This window comes from Streptomyces sp. 6-11-2, from assembly GCF_006540305.1.
Taxonomy (GTDB): Bacteria; Actinomycetota; Actinomycetes; order Streptomycetales; family Streptomycetaceae; genus Streptomyces.
Map to the genome: position 1 here is coordinate 319,273 of NZ_BJOR01000001.1, position 12,671 is coordinate 331,943.

12 protein-coding genes and 2 pseudogenes are annotated in these 12,671 nt (G+C 71.7%); 6 read left to right on the forward strand and 8 right to left on the reverse strand.

Annotated elements, in window-relative coordinates; genetic code table 11:
* Positions 1-5 precede the first annotated feature (5 nt).
* A pseudogene (locus TNCT6_RS01585) lies at positions 6-1,185 on the forward strand (IS3 family transposase).
* 176 nt (positions 1,186-1,361) lie between these two features.
* On the opposite strand, the pseudogene TNCT6_RS01590 reads toward TNCT6_RS01585, so the two are convergent.
* Positions 1,362-1,544, reverse strand: a pseudogene (locus TNCT6_RS01590) (transposase); the annotation flags it as partial.
* Between the two features lie 672 nt (positions 1,545-2,216).
* On the reverse strand, positions 2,217-3,182 hold the full coding sequence (locus tag TNCT6_RS01595; protein WP_141355806.1) for a pirin family protein: 966 nt from the start codon (positions 3,180-3,182) through the stop codon (positions 2,217-2,219).
* Between the two features lie 165 nt (positions 3,183-3,347).
* On the opposite strand from TNCT6_RS01595, the gene TNCT6_RS01600 reads away from it, so the two are divergent.
* A complete protein-coding gene (locus TNCT6_RS01600) occupies positions 3,348-3,701 on the forward strand; it encodes a M48 family metallopeptidase (RefSeq protein WP_141355808.1) in 354 nt (117 codons plus the stop codon).
* Positions 3,702-3,705: 4 nt separating this feature from the next.
* Here the strand turns inward: TNCT6_RS01600 and TNCT6_RS01605 are convergent, their stop codons facing one another.
* Positions 3,706-4,635, reverse strand: a complete 930-nt coding sequence (locus tag TNCT6_RS01605) for a M56 family metallopeptidase (protein WP_141355810.1) — start codon at positions 4,633-4,635, stop codon at positions 3,706-3,708.
* Between the two features lie 6 nt (positions 4,636-4,641).
* A complete protein-coding gene (locus TNCT6_RS01610) occupies positions 4,642-5,076 on the reverse strand; it encodes a BlaI/MecI/CopY family transcriptional regulator (protein ID WP_141355812.1) in 435 nt (144 codons plus the stop codon).
* A 210-nt stretch (positions 5,077-5,286) separates the two neighbouring features.
* Between TNCT6_RS01610 and TNCT6_RS01615 the strand changes: the two genes are divergently transcribed.
* Entirely contained in the window at positions 5,287-5,931 is a 645-nt protein-coding gene (locus tag TNCT6_RS01615) for a peptide deformylase (RefSeq protein WP_141355814.1), read from the forward strand.
* Between the two features lie 67 nt (positions 5,932-5,998).
* Here TNCT6_RS01615 and TNCT6_RS01620 read toward each other — a convergent pair whose 3' ends face one another.
* Positions 5,999-7,429 carry an NAD(P)/FAD-dependent oxidoreductase gene (locus TNCT6_RS01620; RefSeq protein ID WP_141355816.1) on the reverse strand — a complete coding sequence of 477 codons (1,431 nt, stop codon included), beginning with the start codon at positions 7,427-7,429 and terminating at the stop codon, positions 5,999-6,001.
* 140 nt (positions 7,430-7,569) lie between these two features.
* Here TNCT6_RS01620 and trxA point away from each other — a divergent pair, with 140 nt between their 5' ends.
* Complete coding sequence (gene trxA, locus TNCT6_RS01625) at positions 7,570-7,941, forward strand: thioredoxin (RefSeq protein ID WP_141355818.1); 372 nt, start codon at positions 7,570-7,572, stop codon at positions 7,939-7,941.
* 179 nt (positions 7,942-8,120) lie between these two features.
* Here trxA and TNCT6_RS01630 read toward each other — a convergent pair whose 3' ends face one another.
* Both TNCT6_RS01630 and TNCT6_RS01635 read right to left on the reverse strand, forming a co-directional pair.
* Positions 8,121-9,155 (reverse strand): LacI family DNA-binding transcriptional regulator, encoded by a 1,035-nt coding sequence (locus tag TNCT6_RS01630; protein WP_141355821.1) that lies wholly within the window; start codon positions 9,153-9,155, stop codon positions 8,121-8,123.
* A 563-nt stretch (positions 9,156-9,718) separates the two neighbouring features.
* Positions 9,719-10,408 (reverse strand): TetR/AcrR family transcriptional regulator, encoded by a 690-nt coding sequence (locus TNCT6_RS01635; protein WP_253265991.1) that lies wholly within the window; start codon positions 10,406-10,408, stop codon positions 9,719-9,721.
* Between the two features lie 121 nt (positions 10,409-10,529).
* Between TNCT6_RS01635 and TNCT6_RS01640 the strand changes: the two genes are divergently transcribed.
* The gene (locus TNCT6_RS01640) at positions 10,530-11,093 is read left to right on the forward strand and encodes an NAD(P)H-dependent oxidoreductase (protein ID WP_141355825.1); all 564 of its coding nucleotides are present in this window, start codon (positions 10,530-10,532) and stop codon (positions 11,091-11,093) included.
* A gap of 92 nt (positions 11,094-11,185) precedes the next feature.
* Here TNCT6_RS01640 and TNCT6_RS01645 read toward each other — a convergent pair whose 3' ends face one another.
* Positions 11,186-11,890, reverse strand: a complete 705-nt coding sequence (locus tag TNCT6_RS01645; RefSeq protein WP_141355827.1) for a PASTA domain-containing protein — start codon at positions 11,888-11,890, stop codon at positions 11,186-11,188.
* Between the two features lie 331 nt (positions 11,891-12,221).
* On the opposite strand from TNCT6_RS01645, the gene TNCT6_RS39685 reads away from it, so the two are divergent.
* A complete protein-coding gene (locus TNCT6_RS39685; RefSeq protein WP_172632738.1) occupies positions 12,222-12,671 on the forward strand; it encodes a hypothetical protein in 450 nt (149 codons plus the stop codon).

Below are 12,671 nucleotides of genomic sequence, written 5' to 3' on the forward strand. Positions count from 1 at the left end.
TCCCGTTGGGGACGTCGAAGTGCTCGCCTGAGTTCCGGGCCGATGCCGTCGCGCTGTACCACGCCAGCCCGGGTGGGACGTACGCGTCGGTGGCCAAGGACGTGGGCGTCAACCACGAGACGCTGCTCACGTGGGTTCGGGACGCCGAGCAGGCCGCCCGGCCCGGGGCCGTGGAGGCCACCGCGATGGAGAAGGAGAACCGTCAGCTGCGGGCGCGGGTGAAGGAACTCGAGCTCGAGCGGGAGATCCTGCGGAGGGCCGCGAAGTATTTTGCGGCCGAGACCAGCTGGTGAGCAGCCGCTTCCAGTTCGTCGACGATCATCGTGGCCCCTTCGGCGTCAAGCGGCTGTGTCGGATGCTGCAGGTCTCGCGTTCCGGCTTCTACCGGCACCTGGCCGGCGCGCAAGCGCGGGCCGACCGGGCACGGGCCGATGCCGAGCTCGCTGAGCGCATCACCGAAATCCACCAGGAGTCCGACGGCACCTACGATCCCCGCGCGTCACCGCCGAGCTCCGGGACGGCGGCGAGCGGGTCAATCACAAGCGGGTGGCACGCGTCATGAGGAGGTTCAACATCGTCGGGTTCCACCTGCGCAAGAAGGTCCGCACCACCATCCCCGAACCCTCTGCGACGCCGGTGCCGGACCTCCTGCAGCGCGACTTCACCGCGACCACGCCGAACACTCGCTACGTGGGCGACATAACCTACCTGCCGGTGGGAGGTGGCCAATTCCTTTATCTGGCAACGGTGTTGGACCTGTCCTCGAGACGACTGGCGGGCTGGTCGATCGCCGACCACATGCGCACCGAGCTGGTCACCGACGCGCTCAAGGCCGCGGCCGCGGCCCGGGGTGCCGACGGCCTGCGCGGGGCGATCTTCCACAGCGACAACGGGTCGCAATACGTCTCGAAGGAGTTCGCCCAGGTCTGCGGCGAACTCGGCGTGATCAGGTCACGTGGCGCGGTGGGCACGAGCGCGGACAACGCCGCCGCGGAATCGCTGAACGCGACCATGAAAAGAGAGACGCTCCAGGGGAGAAAACGGTGGAACGGGGCCCGTGAGGCCCGGCTCGGGGTCTTCCGATGGGCAACTCGCTACAACACCAGGCGAAGGCACTCCCGCCTCGGCCAGATCAGCCCGATCACTTACGAACAGCGATCAACTACGCTGGCCACCGCCGCGTAACCGGCTGGAACTCCGGCCTGGGCGCCTTCACCCAGGCATTCGACAGTGACGACCTCGACGCCTCCGCGCTGATGCTGCCCATCGTCGGCTTCTTGCCACCGCACGACCCCCGTGTACAGTCCACCGTGCTGGCCATCGCCACCCAACTGACCGACCGCAACGGCCTGGTCCGGCGCTAGGGTCTTCCAGGCGCCGTAGCGTTCCGGCTGGTCACGCCACGGGACACCGGTGCGGATCCGGAACAGGATCCCGTTGAGCACCGTGCGGTGGTCGTTCCATCGGCCTCCCCGCCTGCCTGAAGACGGCAGGCGCCGCTCCAGCAGCGACCACTCGCGATTCGTCAGATCCCCCCGACCCATGGCCGAACCAACGAGCGATCGGTCAGAAAGTCACATGATCCGCCGGACAGTGCCTAGCCGTCCCACTGGCTTCGCGCATCCCGCCTGATCCAGAGCGAGCCCTTCTCCGCCTCCAACCTCGCCCAGTTCACGATCAAGATCCGGACCATATACGGGCCGGAGACAGCCCTCCGTGCTTGAGAGCTGGCATTCGTACTGGTCAGAGCCATGTGCGCCGTGTACCACCAGCAGACGAAGAACCTCCTGGTGGCACTCAGACGCAGTGTTGAGACGCGGCACTTCGTACATCGAGCCAAGAAGATCGGCGCTCACCAGCCAGCAACTACGCACAACAGGGCACGGTGAGCGCCACGTTCACGCGACGACGGGCGGCGCAACCGTCCGCCAGGTCAGCACTCGTCCGACCGCTACCCAACCTGCAAAGACCGCGGCATGCGACAGAGCTGCGAAGAGCGCCCCAACCGAATCTGACGGGCTGTCAGCAAAGTTAGCATTAGGTCAGCAAAGGCACTGCCACAGCCGCCCACAGACGGCCACACCATGGAATCACCCGCCACCCCCACTCAGGTCCGCAACCCGCTCAGCCGTCCCTCCACGAATGATCGAAAAACGGTAGGCAGTACCCAACCGCCTCCCACCCGCCAGCCGCCGACACTCAGTCATTTCCGCAGGTCAGCGCACCCTTCCCCGTGGTTTCAATGGGACCGGGGGGAGCTCCGGAGCCAGCAGCGGAGCGCCGTCGTAGCCCTTCACCTCGCCGAATCGGGTGCCCTCCATCCAGTCCCGGCGGGCCTGGGCGATCTCCTCCTGGGAGCGGGCGATCCAGTTCCAGAACATGATCAGTTCCTCCTCGAACGGCTCGCCGCCCAGGAGCATCAGGCCCGCGTCCGACTCGGCGCGCAGGGGAAGTTCGGTGCGGCCGCAGCCCAGGTAGAGCATCGAGCCGGGCAGGACGGGTACGCCGTCGACGTGGATCTCGCCGGACATGGAGAGCACGGCGTACTCGAAGTCCGGGTCCAGCGGGAGGCGTACGTCGGCGCCGCGGGTCAGGGTCAGGTCGGCGCCCGTGATCGGGGTGTACGCCGTGCCCGGCGAGGTCGCGCCGTCGAGGTCGCCCAGGATCAGGGTGGCCTTGAGGCCGGGGGCGGTGACCGTCGGCAGTTCGGTGTGGTGCTCGAAGCGCGGGTCGGTGTGGCGGTGGGTGTCCGGGAGGGCGACCCACAGTTGCGCGCCGTGCAGGAAGCGGGCGTGCGACCTGGGGCTCTCCTCGGAGTGGCTGATGGCCCGGCCGGAGGTCATCAGACCCAGCTCGCCGGGGCGGATCATCTGGAGGCTGCCCGTCGAGTCGCGGTGCAGCACCTCGCCCTCGTGCAGCCAGCTCACCGTCTGGAGGCCCATGTGCGGGTGCGGCGGGACCTGCATGCCGGGCTCGTCGGCGATGTCGTCGGGGCCGTAGTGATCGACGAAGCACCAGGCGCCCACCATGCGGCGGCCCAGGTTCGGCAGCAGCCGCCTCACCTCGGTGGACTCGCCGAGTTTGACGCGACGGGGGCTGAGGAGTTCCCGTACGGGCTCCGCCACCACGAAGCCACGGCCGCCGCACACCGCGGGGACCGACTCGCGATCGAGATTGCTCATGGCGCCCAACCTAGCCCCATGGGGCGCTTGAAGCCCCCGCTCGCCGTCGTTCGCGGGCTTTCTCGGGCCTTCGCCGCCGACAACGGCAGCGTAGTGGAATATTCAACCAATCGTGCCTGTTGTTGCGGCCGGTGGCTCCGAACGAGGCACCTGAGGAGGTCAGTGGTGGACACGACGTACTACGAGCACGGAACCCCGGCGGAGCGCTGGGAGCGGGCGCAGATGTTCTTCGACGCCCGGGACTACGCCGCCGCGGCCCGCGTGCTGAACGGGCTGGTCGAGGAGGTGCCGGAGCAGACCGGCCCCCGGCTGCTGCTGGCGCGCGCCTACTACCACTCGGCCCAACTGCGCCGGGCCGAGACCGAGTTGCGCGTCATCGTCGAGCGCGACCCGGTGGAGCACTACGCCCGGCTGATGCTGGGCCGCACCCTCCAGCGGCAGGGCCGCCAGGACGAGGCCGAGACGCACCTGCGCGTCGCCTCCGCCCTCGCGGGCGACTTCGGGGACCGGAGCGAATAACCGGTCAGAGCGGCGCCGCCGGGTGGAGGAGCAGGAACAGGGTGACCGCGGAACTCGCCGAGGACACCGCGGACACCACCGCACCGGCGGCGGCGCCCCACACGGCGGCGCCGACCGCCGTGAAGGCCGATGGCCAGGGCCGGCCCGCCGGTGCCGGCGCCAGCAGGGCGGCGACCCGGCGCGGCACCGGGCCCCCGGCGGTCACCGCGGCGAGGGTGGGCACGGGCGCGGCGGACGACAGCAGGGCCGCCTTGCCGATCGCCCGCGCGACCACGCGCCGGTCACCGACCGCGCGGGCCGCGTCCTCGTCGGCCCAGCGCTCGGCGGTGTAGACGACGGCGGACCGCAGCGGCCGCAGGAAGGGGTTGGCGCAGGCCGCCAGGTGGACGGTGAGCAGGTGACGGTGGTGGCGGGCCGCCAGGTGGGCGCGTTCGTGCGCGAACAGGGCCCGCCGCTCGTCCGGGGCGAGGCCGTCCAGAAGTGCCGTGGTGACGACGATCCGGTCGTGACTGCCGGGCAGGGCGTAGGCGTAGGGCGTGGTGTCGGGCAGGACCACGACGGGTGCGGCGCGCAGCCCGGTCAGGGCCCGGCGGGCGCGGCGGGCCACCCGCCGGTGGCGCCACAGGGTGCGCCCGCAGGCCGCCGCGACCAGTGCCAGGGCGGGGATCGCCGCACGGCCGGCGACCCGGTCGCGCGAGACGGCCGCCCTGAACTCGGGATCGGCCCACTCGTCCGGAACCGGGCTGCCGGTCAGCTGGGCGCTGCCGACGACCGTGAGCAGGGCGAGGCACAGCGTGCTGGATCCGCCCAGGACGGCGGCCACCCGGGTCAGCAGCCGGGTGGCCGTGCGCGGGTGCAGGCGCGGTGCGGCCAGGCGTGCGACGGGCCAGGCGGACAGCGGCAGCACCAGCGGCAGTAAGACGTAGAGCCCCATGAGGCGTCAGTGTTCCGTACCGTTGTCCCTCGGGCGTCCCGCGCTGTCGGCGCTGTCGGCGTCGTCCGCGGCGGCGGCCGTGTCCAGCAGTGCGCGCAGCACCTGCTCGTCGCCGGGCGGCAGCGTGGTGACGAAGCTGGTCAGCACCGCCTCGCGGTCCCGTTCGCCGTCCAGCAACCTGCGCATCCGGAGCGCCGCGAGGCGGGCGACGTCCGCGGTCGGGGTCCACACGAAGGAGCGGCCCCGGCGCTCGCGGGAGACGACGTCCTTGGCGAGCAGCCTGGTCAGGATGGTGACCACGGTGGTGTAGGCGAGATCGCCGCCGAGCCGCTGCTGCACCCAGGCCGCGGTGACCGGGCCGTCCGCCTCGCGGAGCGCGCCGAGCACCTGGCTCTCCAGTTCACCCTGCCCGCGCCGGGCACGCCCGTGTTGTGTCGTCATGTGCGTCTCCCTCCGGCGTCGGCGTGTCGCACCACGCTACTTCACACCGGAGGCGCTGCCGGGGGTGCTGCACGCCGGTTCCCGCACGCCCCGCGGAAACCGGCGCGTCCTCACCCGCTCAGGACGCACCGGCGCCGGTTACGCGCCAGGTTGGTGGCCTGCCTGCGCCAGGCGGACCGGGCCGCGCGAGCGCCGTGGCATCCTGACGTGATGGCTTCCCCCCGTGCGCGTACATCCCTGGCCGAGCAGGTCGAGGAACTCCTCGCCGACGACGGCCCGTTGCCCATCGTCGCCGCCGGAGACCCGGTGCTGCGGCGCGCCGCCGAGCCGTTCGACGGCCAGCTGGAGCCCGAGCTGCTGTCCCGCCTCATTCGGGCGATGCGCCTGACCATGCACGCGGCACCGGGCGTGGGACTGGCCGCGCCGCAGGTCGGGGTGGGGCTGCGGATCGCGGTCGTGGAGGACCCGGCACCGGTGCCGGACGAGGTGCGAGTGGCGCGCGGACGGGTACCGCTCCCCTTCCGCGTGCTGGTCAATCCGTCCTACGAGGCCGTCGGCACCGCGCGCGCCGCGTTCTACGAGGGCTGCCTGAGCGTCCCTGGCTGGCAGGCCGTGGTGGCAAGGCACGCCGAGGTGCGCCTGCGGGCCCTGGACGAGCACGGGCGCGCGGTGGACGAGCTGCTCTCGGGCTGGCCCGCCCGGATCGTCCAGCACGAGACCGACCACCTCGGCGGCACCCTCTACCTCGACCGCGCCGAACTCCGTTCCCTCTCCTCCAGCGACGCGATGACGCGCCGCTGGACCCAGCCGACCCCGGCGGAGGCCGCGCGGGCGCTCGGCTTCGAGTTGCCGTAGGCGAGCACCGGCGCACCGCCCCCGCGGGAACTGCCGGAAAAGCCGGGGCGGTTCCCGGGGCGCATGGTCAGCCCCGGTAGGCCTCCAGCAGGCGGAGCCACACCTCGCTGATCGTCGGGTAGGACGGGACCGCGTGCCAGAGGCGGCTGATCGGAACCTCTCCGGCGACGGCGACGGACGCCGAGTGGAGCAGTTCGCCGACGCCGGGGCCGACGAAAGTGACACCGCGCAGGATCTCTGCGTCGAGGTCGACGACCATGCGGGCGCGGCCGCGGTACCCGTCGCCGTACAGGCCGGCCCCGGCGACCGAGGAGAGGTCGACGTCGACGGCCCGGACGCGGTGCCCGGCCTGTTCGGCTTCGGCCAGGGACAGGCCCACGGCTGCGGCCTCCGGGTCGGTGAAGACGACCTGTGGTACGGCGTGGTGGTCGGCGGTGGCGGCGTGCGCGCCCCATGGATCCGTCTCCAACAGGGGCACACCGGCCGCACGGGCGCCGATCGTGTCGCCCGCGATCCGGGCCTGGTACTTGCCCTGGTGGGTGAGGAGCGCGCGGTGGTTCACGTCGCCGCACGCGTACAGCCAGGTGCTGCCCAGCACGCGCAGGCTGTCGTCGACCGGCAGCCAGGAGCCGGGCTCCATGCCCACCGTCTCCAGGCCGACGTCGTCGGTGCGCGGCGCGCGCCCGGTGGCGAAGAGGATCTCGTCCGCCTCGACACGGTCGCCGTTGCCGGTGACGGCCACGACGGTGCCGTTCTCGCGGGCGACCGACTCCACCGCGGTGCCGGTGCGGATGTCGGCGCCCGCCTCCGTGAGGGCGTCGGCGACCAGTTCGCCGGCGAAGGGTTCCATGCGCGGCAGCAGCCCCTTGCCGCGGACCAGGACGGTGACCTGTGCGCCGAGCGCCTGGTAGACGGTGGCCATCTCGGTGGCGACGACACCGCCGCCCACGATGATCAGCCGCTCGGGCACCTGTTCGGAGCTGGTGGCCTCGCGGCTGGTCCACGGCTTGACGGCGTCGAGCCCGGGAAGCTCCGGCAGCCGGGCGCGGGTTCCGGTGCAGACGGCGACGGCGTGCCGGGCGGTCAGCGTCCTGCGCGTGCCGTCGGGGCCGTCGACCGTGACCGTACGCGGACCGGCCAGCCGGCCGTGCCCGCGGTGGAGGTCGGCGCCGATGCTGTCCAGCCACCGCACCTGGCCGTCGTCGTGCCAGTGCGAGGTGTACACGTCCCGGCGGGCGAGGACCGCGGTGGCGTCGAGAGGGCCGCGCACCGCCTGGCTCAGACCCGGCAGGCGGCGGGCGTCGGCGCGGGCGATGACCGGGCGCAGCAGGGCCTTGCTCGGCATGCACGCCCAGTACGAGCACTCGCCGCCGACCAGTTCGCTCTCCACGATCGCGGTGGACAGGCCGGCCGCCCGGGTGCGGTCGGCCACGTTCTCCCCCACGGGTCCGGCGCCCAGCACCACGACGTCGTACGCGATGGTTTCCGTTTCGGTCATGGGGTCAGTCTGGTGGGTGGTGTGCGCCCTGGCCACACGGGTACGTGCGCGGAATACCCGTAGGGTCGGCCGTGTTGTGCCCACGGCTTCGCCCCACGCCGGTAAGCCGACACCAGGAAGCACCAGGAAGAGGGATACGCATGACCAGCACCGTGGAGCTGACCAAGGAGAACTTCGATCAGACGGTCACGGACAACGAATTCGTCCTCATCGACTTCTGGGCGTCCTGGTGCGGACCGTGCCGTCAGTTCGCCCCCGTCTACGAGAAGGCGGCCGAGGACAACCCGGACCTGGTGTTCGGCAAGGTGGACACCGAGGCCCAGCCGGAACTGGCGGCGGCCTTCGGCATCCAGTCCATTCCGACGCTGATGATCGTCCGTGACCAGGTCGCCGTGTTCGCGCAGCCGGGCGCGCTGCCCGAGGCCGCTCTGGCGGACGTGATCGGCCAGGCCCGCAAGCTGGACATGGACGAGGTCCGCAAGTCGGTCGCCGAGCAGCAGAACGGTCAGTAGAAACGGTCCGTGGATCGGTTGGCGGATCGGACCGCGAGGTCTCGACGGGCTGCTTTCCGAGCGTGCCGGGCGGTGGGTGTCCTCCCTGCGGGAGTGGCGCCCACCGCTTTGTTCGTGGGGCCGGTCGGCCTGCCGCAGGTCGCTCGTACGGGCGTCGCGCGGGCCACGTGGACTCGCGGTCACGTGGACTCGCGGTGGACCACCGTCGCGCCCAGCACCGCGTGCCGCTCGGGCGGGGCGCCGGGGTCGCGAACGGCGCGGTCGACCAGTTCGGCGAGGTCGCGGCCGGAGGGCAGCTCGATGTGGACGGTGCTCAGCCGGGGCCGCAGCAGCCGCCCGAGCATGAGGTCGTCGGCGCCGATCATGGCCGTCTCCTCGGGGATGCGCACGCCCCCGTCCTGCAAGGCGCGCATCAGCAGCATGGCGTACTCGTCGTTGTAGGCGAACACCGCGTCGAGGCCGAGGTCGCGCCAGTTGGCGGCCAGGCGGGCGGCGGACCGTTCGTCGTAGCCGAGGGGCAGTTCGGTCACGCTGCCGTCGGTGCCGTGCAGGGCGCGCCGTACGCCGGCGAGCCGGGGCCGGGAGAACATGTCCAGTCCGCGTTCCTCGGGCACGACCACGCCGATACGGCGCCGGCCACGGGCGTACAGGTGGACACCGGCCCGGTGGCCGACGCTCTCGTGGTCCATGAGCAGCACGTGGGCCCCCTCGACGGGCTCCGGGCCGAGGGTGACGACGGCACGCGCGCCGGAGCGTTTGAGCACCGAGACGCCTGCGGGACCGAGCCCCACGCCGGACACCAGGACGGCGACCGGGCGCAGTTCGGCCCAGGCCCGCGCCGCCTCGTCACCGGGCAGGCCCGCGGTGGCGTGCTGTACGACGGTGTAGTCGAGGAGGCCGAGCGCCCACTGGAGTTCTTCCAGGAAGCGGCTGTAGAGCGGGCCTGCCGGGATGGCCGGGGCGGGCATGAGGACCATACGGCTGTGCCCCGCGCGCAGGCTGCGCGCCGCCGCGTGCGGCACGTACCCGAGTTCCTCGGCGGCCTCGTGGACCCGGCGGCGGGTGGGCTCGCTGATGCGGACCGCTCTGGTGTTGTTCAGGACGTAGGAGACGGTCGCGCGCGAGACGCCGGCCAATCGGGCCACGTCGGCGCTCGTGGGAACGGAGCGCGGAGCGGGCGACGGGGGCGCGGCGGGTTTGGGAATCTGCACCATGACGTACGGCATCTTGGCAGAAGCCGTGGACCGTCCGTCTGGTGAACTGCCCTATTCCATAGGGAAGTTGAAACGGAAACCGCTGCGGAGTGGGTACGCGGAGGGCGAGGGCGCGCAGGTCGCACTGCCGGGCGGGGCAACCCTGCCGGATGGCGTGCCAGGCCACGCCGCCTGTTCTATGGCCCGGGGGGGTGGGCGAGGACGCGACGCCGGTGTCGATGTCGGTGCCGATGTCGGCCCCGCGGCGCGGCCCCGGGGACATCGCCGCCGGCCTCACCGGGCCGGCCGGCGCGCGGCCCGCCCACATCGCCCGACCGGGTGGTGTCGAGGCGGCCGTGCGCGCGTACGGGAAGGCCGCTCGTGCACGCAGGCCACGTACGGGAAAGACGCCCGCAGGCAGACCGGCGGACAGGAGAGCCACCCGCTCGCAGACCGACGGACGGGAACGCCGCGCATACGCGGCTCTTCCGCTCTTCGGTGCGAACACCACGCAAGCCCGCCGGAGGCCTTCGCCGGAAACACGCGCCGATCGCGGCCGAGCCGGCCGTATCGGCCCCCGGCTCTCAGCAGGCCGGCCCCGTGGAGGTGATCCGGGCGACCAGGTCGTGCCAGCCGGACTGCAGCCGTTCCATCGGCATCTGGCACTGCCGGGTCAGGTGGTGGATGAGGGCGGGCTCGAGGTAGCCCATCAGCGTGTGGGCGAGGAGTTCGCTGTCCGCGTCCGGGGCCGCCTGCCGCAGCAGCATCGTCACATGGGCGTACTGGACCTGGCGGGCGGGTACGCCGAAGCGGCGGGCCGGGCCCGGATCGGCCGCCAGTTGCAGTTCCAGGTCGTCGGCCGCGCGGCGCAGCGCCACGCAGCCGAAGGCCCGCAGCCGATCGGCGGGCGGAGCGCCGGGGCCCATGGGCGGGGGCCCGCTGAGGAACGCGGCTTGGAACTTCCGCTCCGAGTGGTCCAGCAGGGCCCTGAGCAGGCCGGTGCGGTCGCCGAAGCGGCGGAAGACCGTCCCCTTGCCCACCTCGGCCGCCGCGGCGACCGCCTCCATCGTGACTCCGGCCGCGCCGTGCTCCGCGACCAGGCGCGCGGCGGCGTCCAGCAGCCGGGCACGGTTGCGGGCCGCGTCGGCCCGCAGGCAGGGCTCGTCCTCGCCGGTGCCGAAATCGAGCAACACCGGCTGCGCCAGCAGCTCCCGGGTCTCCTGAGGTTCTTGAGGCTCCTGGGGCTTCGGAAAGGGCGGCAGGGGGCGGGACATGAAGACAGCGTAAGGCATCGGGAACAGAACTGGACCGCGGTCCGCTTATGGTGGTAGAAAAATAAACGGACCTCGGTCCGGATCTGTAACGCCATTGTGTCATCCCCCCTTGGAGTCCCCCATGTCTGTTCGCATCCTCGCGCTCGTCGGCAGCCTCCGCGCCGGTTCGCACAACCGCCAGCTCGCCGAGGCCGCAATCAAGCTCGCCCCCGCGGGCGCCGAGGTCGAGCTGTTCGAGGGCCTGGCCGACGTCCCGTTCTACAACGAGGACATCGACGTCGAGGGCAGCGTGCCGGCCGCCGCCGCCAAGCTGCGTGAGGTCGCCGGTACCGCCGACGCCTTCCTGCTGTTCTCCCCCGAGTACAACGGCACCATCCCGGCCGTCCTGAAGAACGCCATCGACTGGCTGTCCCGCCCGTTCGGCGCCGGTGCCTTCGTGGGCAAGCCCGTCGCCGTCATCGGCACCGCCTTCGGCCAGTACGGCGGCGTGTGGGCGCAGGACGACACCCGCAAGGCCGTGGGCATCGCCGGCGGCAAGGTGATCGAGGACATCAAGCTCTCCATCCCCGGCTCCGTGACCCGCTTCGCCGAGACCCACCCGGTCAACGACGCCGAGGTCGCCGCCCAGCTCACCGAGGTCGTCGCGCGCCTGCACGGCCACACCGGCGACGTGGCTGCCGCCTGAGCACTCCGGAAGGGGCCGGCGCCCAGTGGGCGCCGGCCCCTTCCGGCTTTCCGCTCGGTTCCGCGACCGAGTCCCGCCCTCCGTGCCGGTGCCTACGGGCAGGATTCCCCGAACTTGACCGCCGTGAAGGACACCGGCTGTCCCTTCAGCTCAGTACCAGGGCCCGGAGTCTGCGAGCACACCTGCCAGTTGCTCTCCACCAGCACCCACCGGTGGTCCGGCGACGCGTCCTTCACCGTGAGCGACGTGCTCGCGTCGAGCGCGGCGCGAGCCGCCTTCACCGACTTCCCCTTGAAGTCGGGCATCCTCCCGCCCTCGGCCGAGGGCGGAGCCTCGTCCTTCGCGGGACAGGACTCCTCCAGCTTGACCGCGCCGAAGTCCAGGGTCGTATCGGTCGAGACCGTCGTGCCCGCCGCCACGTTCTGGCTGCACACCTTCCAGTTCCGGTCGAACGCCTGCATCCGGCCGCGGCCCAGGGCGTCGTGCGACTTCAGCGAGTAGAAGCCCTGTTCCTGGGCGGCGTCCTGCGCGGACTGCAGCCCCATACCGACGAAGGCCGGCACCTTCTTCCGCTGGTGCGCTCCCGGCTTGCCGTCCTGCGCGGGCTCGCTGCCGTCCGAGGCGACGGGGGCCGACACCGAAGGAGTGGCGCCGCCCGGCGACTTGGTGCCGTCCGCGGGGTCACAGGCCACGAGGACGCCGGCCGCGGCACAGGTCAGAACAGCGGCGGCGAGACGAGTTCGCACGGATTCCCCCCAAGTAATGCTGGTACAGGCGAATAACGGTAGACCAATCATGAAAGAGAGGGGAAATCCACCGTCCGGTCCCGGACACCGGCCGTGCGGACAACGGCCCAGGCCACGCCCTGTTCCTCCGGCAACCCCCGTACGGCAAGCGGAACATGACTCCGCCGTTCTTACGCAAATGCGCCAACGGTATGTTTGACAGGCCAAGTACCTGTACATGGCGAGGGACGGTCGGAATGAACGGGGCATGTCGACCTGTCGCGGGCGATCTCACGTCGCCTACGCGGCCTGGCCGTTCCCCGGTGACTCCGACCGTCGCGACGCCGTATCGCGCGGCACACCACTGCCGCGGATCAGCAGACGTATCCGGAGGGATCTGTTCGTGACGAGTCAGCAGAGCACCAGTTCACGTCGCCGCTCCTTCGAGGTCTCGGTCGGCGCCGTGGGTGCGGTCGCGATGGCGATAGCCCTCAGCGGCTGCTCCAGCGGCCCGGACTACCAGGGCACATGCATGGACAGGCTGACCCAGAAACGCGTGACGGACCATCACTGCAACCCCGGTGGGGCCGGTGGAGCCGGTGGAGCCGGTGGAGCCGGTGGAGCCGGTGGAGCCGGTGGAGCCGGTGGAGCCGGTGGAGCCGGTGGAGCCGGTGGAGCCGGTGGGGGCAGCTACGCCTGGTGGTACACCCCGCGGGGCAAGGACGTCCCCGCCGTCGGACAGAAGGTCGACCTCAGCAAGGGCAACGGCTCGTTCACCGCGCCGAAGTCCGGCAGCGTCGCCCGCGGCGGTTTCTCCGCCAAGGGCGGCAAGGCCGGATCGGTCGGCGGCTGA